General features: G+C 38.9%; 21 protein-coding genes. 7 read left to right on the plus strand and 14 right to left on the minus strand.

Annotation, left to right across the window (positions count from 1 at the left end):
* The first annotated feature begins 30 nt into the window (after positions 1–30).
* The 3 genes from slmA (at position 31) to H5087_RS05505 (ending at position 4,882) form a co-directional block, all read left to right on the plus strand.
* A complete protein-coding gene (slmA, locus tag H5087_RS05495; protein WP_004335558.1) occupies positions 31–618 on the plus strand; it encodes a nucleoid occlusion factor SlmA in 588 nt (195 codons plus the stop codon).
* A gap of 140 nt (positions 619–758) precedes the next feature.
* Entirely contained in the window at positions 759–3,527 is a 2,769-nt protein-coding gene (locus H5087_RS05500) for a prolyl oligopeptidase family serine peptidase (RefSeq protein ID WP_182671413.1), read from the plus strand.
* 251 nt (positions 3,528–3,778) lie between these two features.
* Complete coding sequence (locus H5087_RS05505) at positions 3,779–4,882, plus strand: GGDEF domain-containing protein (RefSeq protein WP_182671414.1); 1,104 nt, start codon at positions 3,779–3,781, stop codon at positions 4,880–4,882.
* 2 nt (positions 4,883–4,884) lie between these two features.
* Here H5087_RS05505 and H5087_RS05510 read toward each other — a convergent pair whose 3' ends face one another.
* Positions 4,885–6,069: an NAD(P)/FAD-dependent oxidoreductase gene (locus tag H5087_RS05510; protein ID WP_024595536.1), complete on the minus strand. Its 1,185-nt coding sequence runs from the start codon at positions 6,067–6,069 to the stop codon at positions 4,885–4,887.
* A 328-nt stretch (positions 6,070–6,397) separates the two neighbouring features.
* On the opposite strand from H5087_RS05510, the gene H5087_RS05515 reads away from it, so the two are divergent.
* Positions 6,398–8,524: a S8 family peptidase gene (locus H5087_RS05515; RefSeq protein ID WP_002957741.1), complete on the plus strand. Its 2,127-nt coding sequence runs from the start codon at positions 6,398–6,400 to the stop codon at positions 8,522–8,524.
* A 105-nt stretch (positions 8,525–8,629) separates the two neighbouring features.
* Here H5087_RS05515 and H5087_RS05520 read toward each other — a convergent pair whose 3' ends face one another.
* From H5087_RS05520 to rplU, 7 genes are all read right to left on the minus strand, one after another.
* The gene (locus tag H5087_RS05520; protein ID WP_182671415.1) at positions 8,630–9,103 is read right to left on the minus strand and encodes a peroxiredoxin; all 474 of its coding nucleotides are present in this window, start codon (positions 9,101–9,103) and stop codon (positions 8,630–8,632) included.
* 130 nt (positions 9,104–9,233) lie between these two features.
* On the minus strand, positions 9,234–10,118 hold the full coding sequence (gene galU / locus H5087_RS05525; RefSeq protein WP_182671416.1) for a UTP--glucose-1-phosphate uridylyltransferase GalU: 885 nt from the start codon (positions 10,116–10,118) through the stop codon (positions 9,234–9,236).
* A gap of 448 nt (positions 10,119–10,566) precedes the next feature.
* Positions 10,567–10,944: a DUF3718 domain-containing protein gene (locus H5087_RS05530; protein WP_024594810.1), complete on the minus strand. Its 378-nt coding sequence runs from the start codon at positions 10,942–10,944 to the stop codon at positions 10,567–10,569.
* 78 nt (positions 10,945–11,022) lie between these two features.
* The gene (gene folA, locus H5087_RS05535) at positions 11,023–11,514 is read right to left on the minus strand and encodes a type 3 dihydrofolate reductase (protein WP_182671417.1); all 492 of its coding nucleotides are present in this window, start codon (positions 11,512–11,514) and stop codon (positions 11,023–11,025) included.
* Between the two features lie 73 nt (positions 11,515–11,587).
* Positions 11,588–12,745, minus strand: a complete 1,158-nt coding sequence (gene cgtA, locus H5087_RS05540) for an Obg family GTPase CgtA (RefSeq protein ID WP_002957746.1) — start codon at positions 12,743–12,745, stop codon at positions 11,588–11,590.
* Positions 12,746–12,883: 138 nt separating this feature from the next.
* Positions 12,884–13,141: a 50S ribosomal protein L27 gene (gene rpmA, locus H5087_RS05545; protein WP_002957747.1), complete on the minus strand. Its 258-nt coding sequence runs from the start codon at positions 13,139–13,141 to the stop codon at positions 12,884–12,886.
* Between the two features lie 16 nt (positions 13,142–13,157).
* A complete protein-coding gene (rplU, locus tag H5087_RS05550; RefSeq protein ID WP_002957748.1) occupies positions 13,158–13,469 on the minus strand; it encodes a 50S ribosomal protein L21 in 312 nt (103 codons plus the stop codon).
* Between the two features lie 422 nt (positions 13,470–13,891).
* Between rplU and ispB the strand changes: the two genes are divergently transcribed.
* Positions 13,892–14,863: an octaprenyl diphosphate synthase gene (ispB, locus tag H5087_RS05555; RefSeq protein WP_007378733.1), complete on the plus strand. Its 972-nt coding sequence runs from the start codon at positions 13,892–13,894 to the stop codon at positions 14,861–14,863.
* Positions 14,864–15,110: 247 nt separating this feature from the next.
* Here the strand turns inward: ispB and mdh are convergent, their stop codons facing one another.
* The gene (gene mdh, locus H5087_RS05560) at positions 15,111–16,043 is read right to left on the minus strand and encodes a malate dehydrogenase (protein WP_002957751.1); all 933 of its coding nucleotides are present in this window, start codon (positions 16,041–16,043) and stop codon (positions 15,111–15,113) included.
* Between the two features lie 225 nt (positions 16,044–16,268).
* Between mdh and argR the strand changes: the two genes are divergently transcribed.
* Positions 16,269–16,736 (plus strand): transcriptional regulator ArgR, encoded by a 468-nt coding sequence (gene argR, locus H5087_RS05565; protein ID WP_002957753.1) that lies wholly within the window; start codon positions 16,269–16,271, stop codon positions 16,734–16,736.
* A gap of 7 nt (positions 16,737–16,743) precedes the next feature.
* Here argR and H5087_RS05570 read toward each other — a convergent pair whose 3' ends face one another.
* The 4 genes from H5087_RS05570 to H5087_RS05585 are packed head-to-tail and all read right to left on the minus strand — an operon-like array spanning position 16,744 to position 21,377.
* Entirely contained in the window at positions 16,744–17,643 is a 900-nt protein-coding gene (locus H5087_RS05570; protein ID WP_182671418.1) for a Dyp-type peroxidase, read from the minus strand.
* A gap of 48 nt (positions 17,644–17,691) precedes the next feature.
* Positions 17,692–18,741 (minus strand): ABC transporter ATP-binding protein, encoded by a 1,050-nt coding sequence (locus H5087_RS05575; RefSeq protein ID WP_182671419.1) that lies wholly within the window; start codon positions 18,739–18,741, stop codon positions 17,692–17,694.
* Complete coding sequence (locus H5087_RS05580) at positions 18,742–20,373, minus strand: iron ABC transporter permease (RefSeq protein WP_182671420.1); 1,632 nt, start codon at positions 20,371–20,373, stop codon at positions 18,742–18,744.
* Positions 20,373–21,377 carry a Fe(3+) ABC transporter substrate-binding protein gene (locus H5087_RS05585; protein ID WP_182671421.1) on the minus strand — a complete coding sequence of 335 codons (1,005 nt, stop codon included), beginning with the start codon at positions 21,375–21,377 and terminating at the stop codon, positions 20,373–20,375. Before H5087_RS05585 ends, H5087_RS05580 begins: the two co-directional genes overlap by 1 nt.
* Before the next feature lie 939 nt (positions 21,378–22,316).
* Between H5087_RS05585 and H5087_RS05590 the strand changes: the two genes are divergently transcribed.
* The gene (locus tag H5087_RS05590) at positions 22,317–22,832 is read left to right on the plus strand and encodes a hypothetical protein (RefSeq protein ID WP_182671422.1); all 516 of its coding nucleotides are present in this window, start codon (positions 22,317–22,319) and stop codon (positions 22,830–22,832) included.
* Between the two features lie 10 nt (positions 22,833–22,842).
* Here the strand turns inward: H5087_RS05590 and H5087_RS05595 are convergent, their stop codons facing one another.
* Complete coding sequence (locus H5087_RS05595; RefSeq protein WP_138489694.1) at positions 22,843–23,523, minus strand: tRNA-uridine aminocarboxypropyltransferase; 681 nt, start codon at positions 23,521–23,523, stop codon at positions 22,843–22,845.
* Between the last annotated feature and the right edge of the window lie 82 nt (positions 23,524–23,605).

Raw genomic sequence — 23,605 nt, forward strand, 5'->3', positions numbered from 1 at the left:
ACTAAGAATAACTAATAAAAAGGAATGTTCATGCCTGCGACAAAAAGAAGTAATCGCAAAGAGCAAATACTGCAAGCACTCGCACAAATGTTAGAAACTAATTTAGGCCAACGTATCACCACAGCAAAACTAGCTGCTGAGGTGGGTGTGTCTGAAGCTGCGCTATACCGTCATTTTCCGAGCAAGGCGCGTATGTTTGAGGGCTTAATTGAGTTTATTGAAGATACCCTTTTATCTCGTATAAATATTATTATTGAAAACGAAAAAGAAAGCCAAACGCGCATTTATAACATTCTATTATTACTTCTAACCTTTGCTGAAAAAAACCCAGGTATTACTCGTATTTTAACGGGCGATGCTCTGCAAGGTGAGCAGGAACGTTTACGCGAACGTGTACAAACCTTGTTTGAAAAACTAGAAACTCAGTTTAAACAAGTGCTTCGTGAGCGCAAATTACGTGAAGGTAAAAACTTTCAAAGTGATGAGCTTACACTTGCAAACTTTTTACTTGCCTACGTTGAAGGCAAAATGAATCAGTTTGTACGTAGCGACTTTAAAGCAAAACCAAGTGTTCAATTTGAAAAACAATGGCTTGAGCTACAAAAAATTTGGCTGTAATGTTTGCTAAATTAATAAATTAAATACTAAAAAACGACCTGCTGGTCGTTTTGTCGTATGTAGCTGCCATTTATCTGATCCGCTCGAATTATGAACCAAACTCGTTACAATGAAACAATGTCATAATACGAGAATCAATAATGAAAAAAAAACTCACCTTATTAAGCACGGCACTCTTTGCCAGCTTAACTAGCACCGGCATACACGCCAAAGAATCGCTACAATTTAAAGACGTATTTAGTTTTAAATCAGCTAAAAGCACACAACTATCTGACAATGGTCAAGTACTCACTTTTAGTGCAACGCCGTATCGTGGAAATGCAACTGGTCAAGTTTACTCACTACAAAGCAATACACTCATCGCAGAAGTAGAACGCGGCACTAAGCCTCATATTAATAAAGCCGCTAACTGGGTCGCTTTTACACAAGTACCTACCTTACTTGAAAAAGAAACAACCAAAAAAAAAGACACACTTAAAAACAATCTGGTACTTGTAAACACACAATCAGGTGCCCAACAAAGCTTTGCTGATGTAAAAGATTACACGTTATCTGATGACGGTATGTGGCTTGCTTATCGTTTAAATAAAAAAGACGATGACGCAAAAGTAGAAGATAAAACCGATAGCACTAAAAACGAAGAAGGCAACGCTATCACGCCCGATAAAAAAGATAAGAGCTATGCGCTTGTTATCGTAAATTTATCTGATAAACGCACTCATACAATAGAAAACGTATTTAGCTACGCTATTAACTCAGCTAACAGCCAGCTATTAGTGAGTCAAAGTTACAGCGATGGTAATAAAAACCAAATAGCGTTAATTGAGCTCAGTGACTTTAATAGCAGCGTATTAATTGATGAACCGGGCGTAATCGCAAATAAAATAGCGTGGCACCCCACTGACAATATTGCAGCGTTTACATTGGGCAACTATGTAAATGATGACACGCGCCGCCGAAGCTACACTTTACAGCTATATAAAAACGAGAAGCTCTCAACTATTGATTCACCTAATAAAGCATGGACGTTAGGGAAAACAGCCACCCTTGAATGGTCAGAAAATGGCGAGCGCTTATATTTTGAAAACCATCCAAAATTAGCAGCTAAAGTAAAAACTAAAGAATATACCGACGAAGCCTCACTATACGACTTTGATACCATACGTGAACACAAAGGTCTTAATGTATGGCACAACAACGATGCGCAAATAAAACCACGTGAAGAGCAGCAATGGAATGAAGTTAATAAAAATCGCCATTACAGTGCGGTGTATCACGTTAACTCGCAAAAAGTTGCGCAACTTAGTACACCAAACATGCCTGAGGTTGCACTAAACCCTCAGCGAGATGTGTCTTTACTTGGCTCATCTAACATCCCCTACCTAGAAAAAATAATGTACGGCGGTTTTTTTGCTGATTACTTTGCAGTAAATATAAATACCGGTAAACAAACTCCAATTATAAGTAACTACCCGTTTAGACCGAGCCTTGCCCCTAATGGTGAGTTTGCAGCTTATTTTAGCGATAGCCAAATACAGTTAAAAGATTTAAAAAATAATAAAGTAACACCGCTTACAAAAGCGATTCAGGCAACCTTTGCTGATGATAAACACGACTACCCATCTACTCAACCTGGTTATGGTTTTGCAGGTTGGATGACCGATAGCAGCCAAGTCCTTGCTTATAGTAAATACGATATTTGGGCGTTTGATGTAAAAACGCAGCAAGCTAAACGCCTAACTAATGGTAAGCAAAGCAATACGCAGTACCGTGTTATTAAGCTTGATAAAACCCAAGTGGGCTTTAAAAAAGGCGATACATTACTTGTCTCTGCTATTAACTTACAAACTAAACAAAGCGAAGTTGCAAAGCTCGACTTAACCACTAACACACTAACTAAGGTGCTTAGCGGTGATAAACGCTTTGATATGGTTAAAAAAGCCAAAAAGGCTGACAAGTACTTATTTACCTCGCAAACTTATAGCCAATTTCCTGATTACTACCAAACAGATTTTAGCTTTAGTTCACCAAAACAAGTGACCACGCTAAACCCACAAATTAGTAATTTTGCCTGGGGCGAAAAGCCAGAGCTGATAAGCTATAAAGGTTTTGATGGCGAAGACTTACAAGGCGTACTAATAAAACCTGCGGGATATAAAAAAGGCGATAAAGTGCCTGTGGTTGTGTATTTTTACCGTTACATGAGCCAGCGTATGTTTGATTTTCCAAAAATGGAATTAAACCATCGCCCTAATTTCCCTATGTTTACCTCAAACGGTTATGCGGTATTTTTACCTGATATTCGTTTTGAAATAGGTCACCCGGGTAAATCGTCAACGCAAACCATGATAAACGCCACCCAAAAATTAATAGATTTAGGCATAGCCGACCCAGATAAAATAGGTTTACAAGGTCACTCTTGGGCGGGCTATCAAAGTGCGTTTATGATAACCCAAACAGATATGTTTAAAGCGGTTGTATCTGGCGCGCCAGTATCAAACATGACCAGTGCTTATAGTGGCATACGTTTAAAATCAGGTCTTGCTCGTCAGTTTCAATACGAAACAGGGCAAAGCCGTATAGGTAAAAACTTATTTGAAGCACCAGAACTGTACATAGAAAACTCACCGGTGTTTTTTGCAGATAAAGTAAATACCCCTATTTTAATTATGTTTGGCGATAAAGACGATGCAGTGCCTTGGCACGAAGGCGTGCAGTACTACTTAGCACTTCGCCGCGCTGGTAAAGATGCAACCTTTTTACAATACGAAGGTGAACCACACCACTTGAAAAAGTTTCCTAATCAGGTCGATTTTTCAGTACGTATGATGCAGTACTTTGATCATTACTTAAAAGGCAAACCAGCTGCAAAGTGGATGACACAAGGCGAAGCATTTATAGAGGAATAGATATAGCATTTATTCAGAGCTCTACGTAAGCGATAACGGCGAGCTCTGCGTCAATTAAATCAAGGCGAGGCATATTACATTTAAGTAATCAGTAACTACCTAGTCCTTCATACCTTTGAAAAATGCTGTAATGATCTTTAAACTTTTATAAACACCACCGTATATAAGCGTTTTAATCAAAGTAAAAAACTATAATAAAAGCCTAATATAAGTAATAATCACTAAATTCAGAGGCTAAAGAGTCGTTCATTATGCTAGGTTTTTGGTACAAAGAGTTTCCACAATACCCAAAAGACCATAAGGATTTTTGGCGTACTCGCTTAATAGCCCACTCTTTACTAATAACTACATGTTACTTTTTAGTTTTAACACTCCTCAATCTTTTTTATTTTAAAAGCTATGACATTGCTTTAATTGATGCCTTAGGACTTACGATATCGTTAGGTATTTATACTTGGTTTAATAAAACAGCCAACGTAAATGCAGCAGCGTGGGCTGTTACCCTTATGGTCGTTAGCTTAATAATGATGTTTGTGGTTTCTGTAGGTGGGCATGCGCATTCTTTATTTTGGGCGACGTTAATCCCGCCTTTTAGCTTTTTTTTAGTTGGAAGAAACTGGGGAAGCCTATTTAGTGCAGCCGCTTTTGCTATTTGTGCGTATCTTGTGTATTTACAACAACAGCAAACTGTAACAATTGGCTTAGGCTCTTTATTTAATCTTATAGAGGTAAGCCTTGCTCATATTTTAATTTTTAGGTTTTACGAAAAAACACGGTTTTCGGCATACACTCGATTATCTATCCGTAACTTAGAAATTCAACACTTAGCAGAAACCGATAAGTTAACGGGGCTTTATAACAGGCAAAAATTTGATTTTGAATTATCACAGTTAATTGCTAAAAATGACGTTTTTAAAACCCCACATTGCTTACTTATTTGCGATATAGACCACTTCAAAAATATAAACGATACCTACGGGCATTTGGTTGGTGATAAAGTGCTAACTGAATTTGCAAAAATATTAAAAAGCCGTATGGGAAATGACGCACTTATTGCGCGATGGGGTGGAGAAGAATTCACTATTATTTTATCCAACACCTCTTTAAATGATAGCGCTAAAAAAGCCGATGACCTGAGAAAGTATATTGCCGAAAACACAGTTACAAATGTAGCATTTACTATAAGTATTGGATTAGCAACGATACAAAAAGACGATACAGTGCTAAAACTACTGGAGCGGGCTGATACAGCGCTATATAAGGCTAAAAATAATGGACGCAATAAAGTATGTGTTAGCGATAACGATTCAACCGTTATCGCTCAATCAACTTACTTAAATGGGTTTATAGCCTAAACTTAAGCGTGCTGCCCACAAGCAAATCCACAGCTCCACGCATATTGGAAGTTGTAGCCTCCAAGCCAACCTGTTACGTCAGTTACTTCGCCTATAAAGTATAGGCCTTTAGCTTTTTTAGCTTCAAAGGTTTTTGAGCTCAACTCGTCGGTATCTACACCGCCCAATGTTACTTCTGCTGTTCTATAACCTTCTGTGCCATTGGGTTTAATTTGCCACGCATGAATATAATTTACTAACTCATTTATTTGAGCATGGGTAAGCTGATTAATATTACAATCTGGTATCGCTTTGCTTTCGTGCAGTATTTCTATAAAGCGTTTAGGTAAAATAGTTGCAAGGCTATTTTTTAAGGACTTTTGGGCTTGTGTTTCTCGCCAATCAGCAAGTTGCTGCCTTAAATCAATTTCAGGTAATAGGTTTATAGTTACAGCCTGCCCTGCTCGCCAAAATGAGCTTATTTGCAATATTGCAGGGCCCGATAACCCTCGGTGAGTAAAGAGGATATTTTCTTTAAATACGGTGCCGTCTTCGCTTGAAACTTCACATGGAATACTAATTCCCGAAAGCCCTTCAAAACGCTCTTTATCATGCTGATGCAAAGTAAACGGCACAAGTGCAGCCATAGTTGGTAACACGCTTAAGCCAAACTGCTCTGCAATTTTATAACCTATTGGTGTAGCCCCTAGTTTTGGCATAGTTAAGCCACCTGATGCTATAACTAACGACTCACAGCTTAAGGTTTCTTGCTCTGTAGTAACGCTATAGCCGGTTTCGGTTTTTGATACGCTGATCACTTCACTGCGTAGTTTTATATTTACTCCGGCCCACTCGCATTCGGTTAGTAAAATATCAACAATGTCTTGTGCATTGTTATCGCAAAAAAGCTGGCCTAGTGTTTTATGGTGATACGCCAAGCCATGTCTGTCTACAAGCTCAATAAAGTCATGCTGTGTATAGCGACTTAAACATGATTTAACAAAATGAGCATTTGCGCATAAGTAGTTATCAGGGGTTGCGTTTTCATTTGTAAAATTGCAACGCCCACCACCACTTATTAAAATTTTACGACCTGGTTTTTTCCCCATATCAAGTACTGTAACGCTTCGGCCACGGTATCCAGCTTGCGCTGCACACATTAATCCTGCTGCTCCCGCACCTATTACAATTACATCTACTTGACTCATTATTTTACCCTACTAAAAAATTTTTCCGATTATAGCAAAGTTTGATAGCTAACAACGTAGCATTTAAATTATTAGCAATTACACAACAAAAACGCATCAGTAATAAGTCGGGAATAATTACTCGCACAACAAACCAACCCTTTATACTTATTTTTAATTTATATGACAAATACTAAACAACGAGTAAACCGCTAAAAACCTGAGTTATAACTAAATGAAAGAGGTACATAATAAATTGATATTTTAACCTAGTTAACAGATCGTTTACTTTTGTTCCCGCATCGTGATCCTACATCACGAAATAATAAATAAAAATCTAGGGATAATTATGACAACAAGTAAAACTTTTAAAAGATGCGCAATTGCAATTACAGTTAGTACGCTTTTTGCTGCAACATCTGGCATGGCTCAATCAGTTTCAAGTTCAATGGCTGAAACATCGGCTAAACTACAAAGCCAAGGCGGTTTCGAAACTCAGTTCATTATTAAATATAAAAATAATAACGAAATGGCGAGCCTCTCAACTGCAGACGCAAGCCCAGCTAGCATGAAAAAGCGCGCACAAAGCTTTGTTAAAAACTTCGCTTCTAAAAAAGGCAAAGTAAAAGCAAAATACGTTCGTGCAATGGCACTTAATAATCATCACGTAATGCGTGCTGATAAAAAATTAAGTGCGGCAGAAGCTCAAGAGTTTATGCAAGAAATGGTTGATTCTGGCAATGTGGAATACATTGAAGTGGATCAAATGCTAAAGCCGTTTTCAACTCCTAACGATCCACGTTTTGATGACCAATGGCACTACTACGAGCAAGCCGGTGGTTTAAACTTACCGACCGCATGGGATACCGCAACGGGTAGCGGTGTAGTTGTAGCTGTACTAGATACGGGCTACCGCCCTCATGCTGATTTAAACGCTAATATTTTACCGGGTTACGATATGATCTCTAACCTTTCGGTAGCTAATGACGGTGGTGGTCGCGATAGCGATGCACGTGATCCTGGTGATGCAGTTGCTGCGAATGAATGTGGCACTAACGGTGCACAAAACTCTAGCTGGCATGGCACGCACGTAGCCGGCACAGTTGCTGCGGTAACCAATAACGGTGAAGGTGTTGCAGGCGTAGCTTATAACGCAAAAGTAGTGCCTGTTCGTGTACTCGGTAAGTGTGGTGGTTTAACCTCAGATATTGCAGATGGTATTATTTGGGCATCTGGTGGAAGTGTTTCAGGTATTCCTGCTAACTCAAACCCTGCTGATGTAATTAATATGAGTTTAGGTGGCAGCGGTTCATGTAGCTCTACAACTCAAAATGCAATTAACACAGCACGTAGTAACGGCACTGTGGTAGTTATTGCTGCAGGTAACGATAACGATAACTCAGCAAACTACAACCCAGGTAACTGTAACGGTGTAGTAAACGTAGCCTCAGTGGGCCGTAATGGCGGCAGAGCTTATTACTCAAACTACGGTAGCAATATTGATGTTGCAGCACCAGGTGGCGCTCAAAGCTTTGCAAACGACTCTGAAGGCGTTCTATCAACTTACAATTCAGGTTCGTCTACACCTTCAAGCGACAGCTATGGCTTTTCACAGGGTACATCAATGGCTGCGCCCCACGTAGCAGGTGTTGCGGCACTTATTAAGCAAGCAAAGCCAGATGCAACGCCTGACGAAATAGAAAGTATTTTAAAATCAACTACCCGTTCGTTCCCTGCGACATGTACTAGCTGTGGTACGGGTATTGTTGATGCAGCCGCAGCTGTTGCAGCAGCAAGTGGCGGCACTACTCCACCTACAGGCGGCGATAGCGAGCTTATTAATGGTGAAGCTAAAACAGGTTTAAGTGGGGCTGCAAATGCACAAGCATTTTACACGATGACAGTACCAAGCGGTGCAACTAACGTAACATTCACTATGAGTGGTGGTACTGGCGATGCTGATTTATACGTACGTGCAGGCAGTAAACCTACAACTACTACCTATGATTGTCGTCCATATAAAGGCGGTAATAGCGAAGAGTGTTCTATTGATAACCCTACTGCGGGAACTTACCACGTAATGCTTAACGGCTACTCTGCGTATTCAGCTGTTAGCTTGGTAGGTAATATTACTGGTGGTTCATCATCGGGTGGCGGTTCAGGTACTCCACAAGCAGGCGGAGGCACTATAAGCGATGTGTCAGCCAATACTGGGCAGTGGAAACATTACACGTTAGATGTACCAGCTGGAATGAGTACGTTTACAGTAACAACATCGGGTGGCAGTGGCGATGCTGATTTATTTGTAAAATACGGTAGCCAACCAACAGCAAGCTCATACGATTGCCGCCCTTATAAAAATGGCAATGCAGAAACATGTACATTTACTAATCCACAAGCAGGTACTTGGCACTTAAGCGTTAACGCTTATAGCACTTTCTCTGGTTTAACGCTTAGCGGGCAATACCAACCGTAATTTAAAGTTTGAGTCTTTAATAAAAAAACCGATGTTGTTCCAACATCGGTTTTTTCAATAATAACTAGCTGATTAGTTAAAGCTAAAATCTACACTTTATTACTGTTATAGCTTCTCTAATACTGATTCTGCGCGGCTTACAACAAACTCTTTGTCTTGTTCTACAAATAAACCAGTTACTAGTGCATTTTCAATAATCATAGCGTAACGCATTGAACGTATACCACCAAAACTAGCAGTATCTTTATCAAGCCCTAACGATTTAGTGAAACTTCCATCGCCATCCCCAAGCATTGTAATTTCTTGCGCGTTTTGTGAGTCACCCCATGCTTTCATAACAAATGCATCATTAACTGATACACAGTAAATAGCATCAACACCTTTTGCTTTAATTTTATCAGCAAGGGTAATAAATTCAGGTAAATGGGCATTTGAACACGTTGGTGTAAACGCACCAGGTACTGCAAATAACACGACTTTTTTACCTTCAAACAATTCTTTATTTGTAAGAGATTGCATACCGTCGTCAGTTAATTGCGTTAACGTCACTGCTGGTAATTCTTGGCCTTGCTCAATCATGGTAATTCCTTGAAAAGATTAATACAGAATAAGTAACAATCGTACTACGTAGCCTACTACTAGGTATAAAAAGTACGGCTAACTTAGTAGCTCAAAATAGCCTACCATAGAACGAAGAATACGCGCTGTATTAAGGTAAATTCAAATCATTTATAAAACTTGAAAAATCATTACCTAGCTTTTCATCTCGCAGACTGTACTCAACAATTGCTTTTAAGTAGCCTAACTTATCTCCACAATCGTGAGAGCGACCACTCATATGAAATGCTTCCACGGTTTCTTGTGCCATTAATGCGTCAATAGAATCTGTAAGTTGTATTTCACCGCCAGCACCTACAGACGTTTTTGCAAGTAGAGGCCAAATATTCTTACTCAGTACATATCGCCCTACAACAGCTAGATTAGAAGGCGCTAAATCTGCATCAGGTTTTTCAACCATTGCTTTAATTGCAGCACTTTTACCTGGCATTAACTCAACACCATTTATATCAGCAATACCATATTTACTAACGTCTTCTTTAGCTACCGGCTCAAGCATTATTTGGCTTGCTTCAGTTTCTTTAAAGCGTTTAATCATGGCCGCTAAGTTTTCAGTCTCTTGATCCGCAGTATAGGCATCAAGTATCACATCTGGCAGGAGCACAACAAAGTTGTTATCACCAACTATTGGTTTAGCGCATAAAATAGCATGTCCAAGCCCTTTAGCTTCACCTTGGCGTACACTCATAATAGTTACATCATTTGGACAAATAGAGCGAATTTCATCTAATAAAGCTCGTTTAACACGCTTCTCAAGAGTCGCTTCTAGTTCATAACTTGTATCAAAGTGGTTTTCGATTGCATTTTTAGAGCTATGCGTAACTAACACAATATCTTTAATACCAGCGGACACACATTCGCTGACAATATATTGAATTAGAGGCTTATCGACTATTGGGAGCATTTCTTTTGGGATAGCTTTTGTCATAGGGAGCATTCTCGTCCCTAAGCCAGCTACTGGAATTACAGCTTTCATATCTGTCCTTAGTGATTAAGTTTGTAAATAATATCAATTCGCTTAATTAAGTGATCTATTTTTAGGATGGAAAAACGTGTTGATAGCTAGGCAAAAAATTCGCTACTTAGTTGTTCTAAATGAGAATTTTTTAACACAGGTGCGACACGTTTAGCCCCGCAAAATAATTAAGTATCATTGCGTATTGGTACAAACTAGCAGATACAAAATAGATACCAGCTGAATAAAGTTACCTCTTTTGAAGAAGTAAATTTGAAGCTGTTTATTAAACAGAGACTCTACATTTTTGGTTATTTAAAATGAGCAGGTAAGTTATGAAGTTTATTAATGATTTTGTTGTGGGGTGAGATTACATTAGCTAAACGAAAAAAGCCTGGGTTTGCTATAAATAACAAACCCAGACCAATAAATTTCTAACTAAAGGTCGCGTTACAAAACCTTTTTATAATTAAAGACCTGCACGCTCTTTAATTACTGCAATAAGCGGTGAGCTGGCAAAATTCCCTTCAGCCCAAGCAATATCAGCACCATCTGTTAACGCACTTTTTGATAAGTTTTTAACTATATACTCACCAGTATCTACTGCATTACTAGCAACAGCATGACGTAATAAGTTATTACCATTACATTGTACTGCATCATAAATATTACGAATTTTTACACGAGAGCTTTTAAGCTTGCTGCGTAATCGGTTTTTATCGTCTGCCGCAATATATTCACAAATAGATACTGCTAATTGATCTTCAGCATTTACAGGTGCTGTATACGAAAACGAACTAACAGCTACAACGGCAGTAAGTGCAACTAGCTTTGGTAATTTAAACATGACAAACCCTTTATAATACTTTGTTCTTATATAGACTATCGAATATTATATCAATCTATCAAAATTTACGCAATAATGTTAACGTTCTTTATATAAAGTTACGAATTTATAACTAGATAAATTCTTGTCATCCGTATGGTTTTCTTGCTCTTCTTTCACGTACCAATTAGCAACTTTATTGTAATCAGGAAACTGTGTATCGCCTTTAACATCTAAATCAATAAAAGTTAGATACAGGCGCTCTGCTTTTGGTAAAAATTGCTCATAGATATTACCACCACCAATAATCATTACTTCTTCAGCAGTAGCAACGAGTTCTAATGCGGCATCTGGCGTAGTTACTACTTCAATACCCTGTGCAGTATATTCGCTGTTTCGAGTAATAATAATATTACGGCGCCCAGGTAATGGACGACCTATAGACTCAAAAGTTTTACGACCCATGATCACAGGCTTACCCGTAGTGACCTTTTTAAAATGCTGAAGATCTGCAGGTAAATGCCATGGCATTTTATTATCTAGACCAATTACACGGTTATTTGCCATTGCTGCAATCATTGAAATTATCATAATATACACCTAGTACTTTATTCTTAAACAAAGAAAAAGGAGCATAAGCTCCTTTTTAGTAAATTCTATTTAATTAACGCTCGTAGACAACTTCTACGTCGTAATCATCTTCATCCCAGTCATCCCAATCATCATCATTGCCCTTACCTTTAGTGGCTTTTTCATGATAGGTATCCCACTTAAATTCAACTTCTTCATCTTCCACTTGTACAAACTTCTCTTTAGGCATGCTATCAAGTAGTGTCATTATGTTGTGGATTAATGGTTGAGTGTTAAGTTTATTAATTGCTGAAATGTGATAGATATTTTCAGTTTCGCCCAGCTCTTCTGCAATCGATTCGCATAACGCTTTTGCTTCATCCTCTGGTAATAAATCTATTTTATTAAATACTAACCAGCGTGGCTTCTCAGCTAATTTAGGGCTGTATTGGTGCAGTTCGTTAATAATCGAAAACGCATTATCAACAGGGTTTGAACCATCTACCGGCATTACATCAATAATGTGTAACAACACACGACAACGCTCTAAATGTTTCAAAAAGCGAATACCTAGGCCTGCGCCATCAGATGCACCTTCAATTAGACCCGGAATATCGGCTATAACAAATGATTTATTTGCTTCAGGACGTACTACACCTAAATTAGGAATAAGCGTCGTGAATGGGTAATCAGCTACTTTTGGTCTTGCTGCAGATACACTGCGGATAAACGTAGATTTACCGGCATTTGGTAATCCAAGTAAACCAACATCAGCTAATAATAGTAACTCTAATTTTAAGTTACGTACTTCACCTGGTGTGCCTAATGTTTTTTGACGAGGTGCTCGGTTAGTACTTGATTTAAAACGCGCATTCCCCAAGCCGTGGAAACCACCTTTTGCAACCAAAATTCGTTGACCATGTTGCGTTAAATCGCCAAGTCCCTCTTGGGTATCAACATCCATGATGCGCGTGCCTACAGGCACCATAACAAATAAGTCATCAGCTTTTCGGCCTGTACAGTTACGGCTACGACCGTTAGTACCACGTTCAGCTCTATGGAAGCGCTCAAACTGATAATCAATTAAGGTATTTAAGTTTTCATCAGCTTGTAGATAAACACTACCACCGTCTCCACCGTCACCGCCATCTGGTCCACCATCTGGAACATATTTTTCACGACGGAAAGACACGATGCCGCTGCCACCGTCTCCAGCTTCTGCGCGAATTTCTACTTCATCTACAAACTTCATGATTACTCACTTTAGGGATTGGCTTGTTTAATAACTCTATTATATACCCAAGCCAGCACAAATGCAGGCTTGGGTATATATTGGCTGACTACAAAACAAAAAACCCCGCAAAGGCGGGGTTTTTAACTACCTTACTGATTACTCAGTTACGATAGTTACGTATTTACGGTTTAAAGGACCTTTTTGTTCAAACTGAACTTTACCATCTGCTTTTGCGAAGATAGTGTGGTCTTTACCGATACCTACGTTAGTACCAGGGTGGAAACGAGTTCCACGCTGACGAACAATGATGCTACCCGCTAGAACTGATTCGCCACCAAAACGCTTAACACCTAGGCGTTTGCTTTCTGAATCGCGACCGTTACGAGTACTACCAGCTGCTTTTTTATGTGCCATTTCTAAGTACCTCTAATTAAGCGCTAATGCTAGTGATTTTAACTTCAGTGAACCATTGACGATGGCCCATTTGCTTACGAGAATGCTTACGGCGTCTAAATTTAACAACCTTAATCTTCTCACCGCGACCATGTGAAACAACCTCAGCTGTTATCTTGCCACCGTTTACGAACGGTACACCGATCTCGATTTTCTCACCATCAGCAACTAAAAGTACTGAATCAAATTCTACTGCCGCACCAGTTTCAACGTCTAATTTTTCAAGACGAATCGTTTGACCTTCAGTCACACGATGCTGTTTACCACCACTTTGGAAAACCGCGTACATAATTAACTCCGTCTGTGCACCCTCAAATCGGCGCAACTAAAATATTCTTCGATAGGGCGCGAAGTTTACGCTAACGCGAAATAACTAGCAAGCCTATTTTGTAATTAAAATGAATAAAAAGTAGCTGCTTTGAGAGCAATTCAATATTTACCCCATTTTATATTAATTGGCCCTTTTGCCAAGCGCTTTTTAACTCTTAGCCGAAATAAATTAATGTACTCAAATATGACCCTCACAGCTCAATATCTAAGCACACCATAAACTCTATATTGATTATCAATTAATCAGTTATCTTGGCTAATTCAGTCTAAATTAAGTACTTTAATAGTGTTTTTTCAATCAATCGTCACAAAATATCGAGCTAGTGCATTTTTTGTTGTACAATCTGCGCCGTTCACACATAAAAATTGGCTCGGAGATCAATGGATATAAAAGCTATCCAGGCGTTAATCGAAAGCGACATGAATGACGTCAATCAACTTATACACGCGCAAATGCGCTCAGATGTGGCGTTAGTTAATCAGCTTGGTTTATATATAGTTAGCAGTGGCGGCAAACGCGTTCGTCCAATGCTGGCTATTTTAGCAGCCAAAGCGCTCGGTTATCAGGGTAAAGATCACATAACACTTGCAACAATTGTTGAGTTTATCCATACAGCAACGCTATTGCATGATGATGTTGTAGATGAATCAAACTTACGACGTGGCACGCCTACAGCAAATGCTGAATTTGGTAATGCTGCTAGCGTATTGGTTGGTGACTTTATTTATACTCGCTCATTTCAGCTTATGGTTGGCCTTGGAAAAATGCAGATTATGCAAGTACTTGCCGATGCAACAAACATTATTGCTGAAGGTGAAGTATTGCAGCTGATGAACTGCAATGACCCAGATACGACTGAAGCCAGCTATATGCAGGTTATTTACTCTAAAACGGCTAAATTATTTGAAGCAGCTACAGGCCTTGCTGCCATTATCACAGAGCAAGACCAAGCGACACTTGATGCACTAAACTTATACGGTATGCATTTAGGTACTGCGTTTCAACTAGTAGATGACGTACTCGATTACAATGCAGATGCTGAGCAGCTAGGTAAAAACATTGGCGATGATTTAGCTGAAGGCAAACCAACCCTTCCGCTTATTTATGCTATGCAACATGGTAGCGAGCAGCAAACACAGCTCATTCGTGATGCAATAGAGCACAGTAATGGTATGGAGCATTTAGAAGAAATTTTAACTGCACTAAAACAAACTAATGCGCTTGAGTTTACAATGCAAAAAGCAGAGTTTGAGGCCGAAAAAGCCATTGCCTGTTTAGACTTTTTAGCTGAGTCTGACTATAAGCAAGCACTTATAAGCCTTGCCCGTATTGCGGTTGACCGCGACCACTAGTTTTAACTAGTTACATAGTGTGACATTAATTCTGAGCAATAAAAAAGCCTGCAAATGCAGGCTTTTTTATATACCAATTTTATCAAAACATTAAGCATTCTTTCGGGCTAAATAACTCATTAGCTGCGTTAAATATTATTTATATAGAACAACTATACATCGTAATATTTGCCTTGCTAACGAGCTATTTATCCATCGTAATAACTGCTCATTTATTTAATGCAATTGGTATCGCTCAAACCGGCTATTACGCCATGAAATCAACACCTTCTTTGATGTCTTTTTTCAGAGTTTCAAGCATGTCATTTTTTGCTTTTGTTTCAAATGCGCTTAGTTCGCCGTAAGAAAGAATTTCTTCTACACCGTTTTTACCTAAACGTACTGGATGTGCAAAGTACTCTGCATCGCCATTTTCAACAGCAACGTAAGCGTAATCTACAACTTCTTCACCTTGTAGGCCTTTAACTAAAGACATACAAAAACGAGCTGCAGCAGCACCCATAGATAGCGTAGCTGAACCACCGCCTGCTTTAGCATTTACAACTTCAGTACCCGCATTTTGGATACGTGGAGTAAGTGCAGCAACTTCTTCATCAGTGAAAGAAACACCTTCAACTTGAGAAAGTAGAGGCAGAATAGTTGTGCCTGAGTGACCACCAATTACTGGTACTTTTACAGTTGCTACGTCTACGCCTTTAAGTTCAGCAACAAATGCTTCTGAACGAATAACGTCAAGCGTAGTAATACCGAATACGCGTTTAGCGTCGTAAGTACCTGCTTTTTTGAATACTTCAGCAACAATTGGAACTGTGCCGTTTACTGGGTTAGTAATAATACCTACTAACGCTTTAGGACAGCTGGCAACAATGCCTTCTGCTAACGTTTTGATGATGCCAGCATTTACATTGAATAAATCAGCACGATCCATACCTGGTTTACGCGGCATACCCGCTGGGATAAGAACGATGTCAGAGCCTTCAAGCGCTTTATTTAAATCGTCTGCGCCAAAGCCTGCAACTTTAACATCTGTTGGGATGTGAGAAAGGTCAACCGCAACACCTGGTACAACTGGTGCAACATCATAAAGTGATAATTCAGAGCCAGCTGGTAAGCCTGTTTTTAATAATAAAGACAACGCTTGGCCGATACCGCCTGCAGCACCTAATACAGCAACTTTCATTGGAATTCTCCGTAATTTGAGGTAGGAAACATTTGTGGCTCTTAAGATAATGAAATTAGCGACTAAAAACAAATTTATCCTGTCTATTTCAAGTATATTTTCGACCATAGTCGTAAACTTATGTGATTTAACGCATCAAACTGGCAAGTTAACTAAACAACTGCTGCATAATTATTCATTTTTGTGTAGAATTTGCGGCATAAATAACAAAAACGAATAAAGACTATGCAACCACAAGATAAACAAGAAGCACTGGTAAAAGCATTTAAATCACTATTAAAAGAAGAAAATTTTGGCTCTCAAGGCGAAATAGTTGATGCGTTAAAAGATCAAGGTTTTGACAATATAAGCCAAAGTAAAGTATCACGCATGTTAAGTAAATTTGGCGCTGTACGCACACGCAATGCCAAACAAGAAATGGTTTACTGCTTACCTGCTGAAATGGGTGTACCTACGGCTAAAAGCCCATTACGCCAATTAGTAATCGACATTATGCACAACGAAATGATGATCATCATTCGTACCAGCCCAGGTGCTGCTCAGCTTATTGCACGTTTATTAGATTCATTAGGTAAAGCAGATGGCGTACTAGGAACTATTGCCGGCGATGACACTATTTTTATCGCTCCTGCTAAAATATCTGAAATAGATGTAACACTTGAACGCGTTCGCATTTTATTTGATACGGTTTAATAGCAAATTAAATTTGTTTTAAAAACCCTATTGAAGGTGCAAAGAAAGCAGAGCCCATATCGGCTTGAGTAAAATCAAGCCAGTGGTCGTAGCAATCCCCTTCCCCTAAACGACTATTAAGTACTTTTTCAAATGCGGTGCCCGTACAAGCGCATGTAATTGATAACATTCCCTGCTCATACACGTCGCCATAAGGCATGCTTTGATTTAATAGTAGCGGTTGTCCGTCTTCGTCTTTTAGCTCACTTCGCGAAGCATGGCTGGTTTCGATCGCTGGGGTAATTAGCGTGTTATCAAGACGCGTACGTCCCATTATTTGCTCTTGCTCACTCAATGATAAATGCTGCCACATAGTTAAATCATGTTTATAACGCTGAACATGAATATAACTCCCCTGATCTTCAAAGCTACCAGGGTTGCTGATTAAAGCCGTAGCGCGCTTTTTTCTTCCATGTGCGGTGTCGCCACCATAAATAAAACCGTTAAAATCACGACCATCTAAAAAACGAAAATTACGAATTTGCTCCACCAGCTCAACATCGGGGGCAAATAATTTTAAAATTTGCAGCGCAAATAAATGGTTAACATCTTCACGGTCAGAGCGAATTTGCACAAATAAATCGCACGGTTGTACGCTCATTTGGTGATCGCTATGGGTTATATTGGGAAAGCTCTGTAATTCGCTTGGAATGTATTCAGGGAGGATATGCGGCCAGTATTGCGCACCAATAGCAACCATACAAGAGAGCATTGATTCTGAAAATTGATCGCTAAACTCTTCTTCTATAGCGCTTACTTGTTTTAACTTTGCGCGAAGTGATTCGTCTTGACCATCAAACACATTAAAAAATAAGTGCAAACCGTGTAAGTTTGCTTCAGCACAAATCCCTGATTGCGCTTGCGCCATTGTTATTCCTTAGTTTTACAGATAAAAACACAGCGAATAACAAATTAATTACGATTCGAAAAAATTCACCGTGTGAGGTTTTATTTTTATTATAACCTGATCATTATTTTCAAATGACTGGCCATATTGTGCAGCAACTTCAATTTCTTGTTCATCAATAACAAGCGAATAAACATACGCCGAACCAATAAAGCGACGACTTATGATTGTAGCTCGCTTGCTGAATTTGTCACTTTGGTTATCTGCCACTAATTCTATTTGATGAGGGCGCACATATATAAGCCCTGCACTTACATTATGCTTACTCTCAACATAAGATTCGACTAAACCAAATGGTGTTTTATATTCAGTTGCGGTTAACACTTCTGCGCTTAAGTATATGCCCTGACCCAGAAACTCTGCAACCTCCTTTGAACATGGAGCTGCAAAAAGCTGCTCAGGCGTGCCTTGTTGCTCAATTTTACCGCGATGCATAATGGCAAGTGTATCTGAAAACGCAAACGCCTCTTCTTTTGAGTGTGAAACAAACACAGCAGATACTTGAGTTGCCTTAATAATTCGACGTATATCGGCAATTAATTCAAAGCGTACTTGTGTGTCGATGTTTGAAAAAGGCTCATCAAGGAGTAATAAACTAGGTTTATAAGCTAATGCACGAGCGATAGCGACGCGTTGCTGTTGGCCACCCGATAACTGGTGTGGAAACCTGTCTGCACAGCCAATTAAATGTACAAGCTTAAGCATTTCATCAACGCGTTGCTGCTTTTGAGCTTTGCTCATATTACTAAGCCCGAATGCAATATTATTTGCCACCGTTAAATGCGGAAACAACGCATAATCTTGAAACATCATGCCGATGTTACGATGCTCAGGTGAGACAAACGATTGCTCATCACTCACTAATTTACCGTCTATAAAAATAGACCCTTGCTTGGCTTCAATTAAACCTGCAATCGCCTTTAATGTGGTTGTTTTGCCGCATCCACTCGCCCCGAGTAGACAAACAATTTCATCTTTACCCACTGTTAAATCTAAATCGTGAATAACCTTTGTGCCGTTATAGTGATAGCTCACGCCTTGTAAAATTAAACTACTCATTTAACTACGCTGCTCCATAGAACGATTAATAAAATACAAAGGAATAAACCCAACAATAACAATAAATAATGCAGATATTGAAGCAAGCTCTAATTGCTCATCACTCACATACTGAAATACATGAGTAGCTAAGCTTTCAAAATTAAACGGTCTGAGCAATAGCGCAGCTGGCAACTCTTTCATACACTCAATAAATACCAATAAGGCAGCAGTGAGCAATCCTCTTCGCAGTAAAGGTAGGTGCACTAAACGCAGCGTTTGCCCTTGGCTTTTACCCATTGATTGGCTTGCCATATCAAGTGATGGACTAACACGTAAAAAACTCGACTCAATTGCTCCGTGTGCAATGGCGTAAAACCTAACAATATAAGCAATAATAATAGTAAGAATGCTACCTGTAAGCAGTAAGCCAATGTCTAAGTTATACTTCTCGAGCGCTGTGTTAATGGTGTTCTCTAATAATGTAAGAGGTAATAAAACCGCAATAGCGAGTACAGTTCCTGGCAATGCATAACCAGTGCTTGCTAAACGCCCAGGAATAAGCGGATACGCTTGCTTTGCAACACGCTGATAAAAAACCACAAAAACACTCAATGTAATGGTTATAACACTTACAACTCCTGCCACTTTTAAACTTTGCCAAGCGTAGCTAAAAAACTCAACATTCCATGCTTTATCAAAGTAGGTAATGGCGTAATTTATAAGTACTGCAATAGGAATTACAAAAGCGATAAGTAAAATAAAGCTACAAAATGACGTTGCGAGCCAAGCAGATTTTCCTTTTAATACATAGAGAGATTCGCTATTTACACTTGATTGTCGCTCAAATACCGCTTGGTTTCGGCGACTAAAACGCTCTGCCATTAATGCTAAAAATAACAGAAGTAACATCACACCCGATATTTTAGCGGCCGCTGTAAGTGAGTAATAACCAAACCACGTATCGTATACGGCGGTTGTTAATGTACTTACGGCAAAATAACTCACTGTTGCAAAGTCGGCCATGGTTTCCATACTAATAAGTGCAAGAGCCGCCACAATTGCCCCACGAGAGAGCACTAAACTGACTTTAAAAAAGCTTTGCCAAGGAGATAGCCCCATTAACTGGCTAGCTTGTACTAATTTGAATGACTGCTCGCGAAGGGCTGTTTTAAAAATTAAAAATAAATACGGGTAAAGTACCAAGGCAATCATAACGATGGCGCCGGGTAATGTTCGTATATCAAAAAACCAATAGTCGTTAGGTGATTGCCAGCCAAACCATTCTCTCAATGCTATTTGCACCGGGCCCGCATAATCTAATAAATCAGTGTATACATAGGCAATAATATAGGTAGGCATAGCAAGGGGCAGCATAAGTGCCCATTCAAACTGTTTTTTACCCGGGAAACTACAGTAAGCCGTTAGCCACCCAAGTGGCAAAGCTATGGCGCAGCTAAGGACGCAAACACCTAAAACTAACAATACGGTATTGGTTATGTAGTCCCAAAGCACGGTATCCCACAGGTGAGAAAACACCTCAGAGCTACCTTGTAGAGATTCAAAAAGAAGAAAAAACAACGGGGCCGATAGTATTAAGCCAGTCGACCACGCAAAGAGCTGCCATTTAGACAGCTTAAATTTATTAGTCATTAAAGATCGAACTTCACCTCATCAATTAGCTTAAGTGCTAACGGACGATATTTACTAATCTCATCAAGTGGCAAGCTGTCTTCTTTAAAGCTACCCCAAGAGGCAACCAAAGTTGATAATTCAACACCCGACTTAACTGGATACTCCATATTTAATGAGGCATACATGTTTTGTGCTTTGCTGTCGGTCATATATTCTATGAGCTTTAATGCATTTTCAGGGTTTTTAGCGTATTTGGTAATAACCGCACCCGATACATTTATGTGTGAGCCACGATTAACTTGATTCGGAAAGTTAATATTTACGGCCTCTGCCCAACCTTTTTGTTCTTTATCTTCTAGCATTTTGCCAAGGTAGTAACTATTACCTAATGCCAAGTTACATAAACCTTCTTTAACAGCTTTAACTTGAGCACGATCGTTACCTTGAGGCTTGCGTGCTAAATTAGCCTTAACACCTTCAAGCCACTCTTTAGTTTGCGCTTCACCATGGTGTGCAATCATAGAAGCTACTAAACCTAAATTATATGGATGTTTGCCAGAGCGCGTACAAATTTGTCCTTTGTATTTAGAGTCTGCTAAATCTTCATAAGTGAGCTTAGGTAACTCACCAACTCGCTCTTTTGATGAATACACATTACGCACTCGCTTAGTAAGCGCAACCCATTGGCCATCACCGTCACGAAAGGCGGCTGGAACATTATTATTTACACTGTCACTTTTTATAGTTTGTGTTATTTTTAAATCTTCTAATTGAATAAGCGCACTAAAGTTAGAGGTTAATACTAAATCAGCTTTACTGTGCTTGCCTTCGCGTTTAACACGCTCAATTAGCCCTTTTTTAGCAAAAACAACATTGGTTTTTATGCCTGTTTGCTTTGTAAAGTCTTCTAAAATTGGCTGAATTAAAAACGGTTGACGAAAAGAGTAGATGTTAACAACATCGTTTGCAAAGACTGGTGCCGATGCAACTACCCCTAAAACAAGTGCAAATACTTTCTTCATTATTCCACCTAAATAACTGTTATTATCAACGAATTCTACCGTGCTCATTCTAAAAGTGCACACTTTAAATAAATGTAAATATGTAAATAACGCCCAAAAAGGAAATACGGTGTAAGAGATATCTTACGGATGTGACAGCTAATGAGTAAAAAACAAGATAAAAAACAACCGAAAAACAGTTAAATACATGATTAATATGATATTTGTTTTTATTACTATTGCAAAAACACTAATTGAATGTAGTTTTATCTCTATTTTAGTTGCTCTATTGCACTATAATTTACGCATCAACCAAGCAATGACGCTTATTGAGTAAAAGGAAATGGACTGCTTACTCAACCAACCAATGATTAGGTTATCAGGACAACACGGATTTTAGGACAGGCTCAGGATGAGTATCACAACGCAATGTTGTAAAAAGGACAGCGTCAGGAAGATGCGAAAAGGATAACAACAAGGCTAAGTTGTTCAACAGGATGTTGAAGGAATAAATGGACAGGCCTTTAAGGCAACACAAGGGATTGGTTAAAACAAGGATACACTAGGAAGTGTAATTAAGGATTTGGTAATAGTATTTACCCTACAAGACGTTTAGGAATTTAAGGATACAGGCCCGGACGGTCTACATTACATAGAACTAAAAAGTAATATAGTAATAAACATGGATTAGTGAAAATTGGAGTTGATTAAGTTCAATTGCAGGATGCAGAAAATTAGAAGATTCCGCAAGCGCGCCTAGAGATAGAGCGCGCTTTTCTTTGTCTAAAATTTGGGTTGAGTAAAGCTCTGAGCAACTATCACTAATTTTTACTGAGTAATATATCGCATCCCTGCCAATCAATGCTAAGACCTTAAAATACTTTACTTATATTTTAAATTTCGCTAAGTTTTTTATTAATTGCGCCGATAACTAAATAACGCAAGGATCATTAATACTCAATGGATATGAATTTTAACACATCTCAAAGTAATACCTTTTTATGTAAAGTATCAGACGCAATTACAGCAAAACCAATTGGTGTATTTAGTGCCCAACCCCCCAGCGAAAATCCGTATAAAGCTTTATTTAACCCCAAAGGTTATAACTTTTTAAATATGCCAATGAGTGAGTTTAAAAATATACTTAACGAAATTATTCAGTTAGAACGCGACATTCGTATTAGCAAGTGGGGTGAAGGTGCTCGACCTGATGAGTTTAGCTATCAACTTAATAGAATAGCAGACGCAATTGCAACGACTCAATTTAATGGCAAAATAGACATTAGCTGCTACTTTTTAAAACGAGTTGAAGAAGCAAAAGAAATGATTGGTGAAGACTGTATCTCGTTTATTCAAGTGCATAATAGTATAAGTCAATTGTATAATACTGTTTTACAATTAACATCTGAAGAAGGTTTCAGAGCAATTCAAAATAAAGCACTTGCTCACTTAAAAAATCAGCAAGCATTTGCTTAACTTCGTAAAATTAATCTTCTAGCGGTCGTCCCTTGTTGCGCTTACCCAATAAATACGCATCACGAAACTTAATAAAATGCTGCTCTAATTTTGTCGATGCATCCATTTCGCCCGCAAGTGCTAATACCATAATAGCCACTTCAGCAGTGCCTAGTTGATGTGCATGAGGGGCTACACGTAATCGGTAATCAGATAGTTTATCAGCAGTAACAGAAAGTACAGGCAAGTTATCTAAATAAGGGCTTTTGCGAATCATTTTCTTAGCTTCGCGCCACGTACCATCTAAGAATATAAATAGCGGCTTTTTACCTGATTCAATACTCACTTCTGTAATGGCTCTGCCCTCTTCTACATCTTCAGCGGGAAAGACGACCATAGGCTGATACTGCGAATCATTTATTAAAGCTAAAAGAGCGGGGTTAGGATCTGTTCTATCCCATCTAAATGCGTGGTTATCTGGCACTATTTCAGCAATTAAACGCCCTGTATTAGAAGGTTTAAAGCTTTCATTATGATACATCAGTAAGCACACAGCGGCCTTACAATCTGCATGCTCAACACCTTTACAAATACAGTAGTGCTTGGCAATCAGGCATTGTTCACAACGATCTAATTTACCGCCTCGAGCATTAAACTCTCGACGAGATTCACTTATTTGTTGAGCGCGTAATGCTAGAACTGAGTTTTTCACTGTATTTACCTTCAATTAATTAAGCGCGCATTGTAACGACTTCTTGTTATTTAATCTTATATTTATCTAAGTTAAAAATAGA

The organism is Pseudoalteromonas sp. SR43-7 (genome assembly GCF_014163785.1).
GTDB lineage: Bacteria > Pseudomonadota > Gammaproteobacteria > Enterobacterales > Alteromonadaceae > Pseudoalteromonas > Pseudoalteromonas distincta.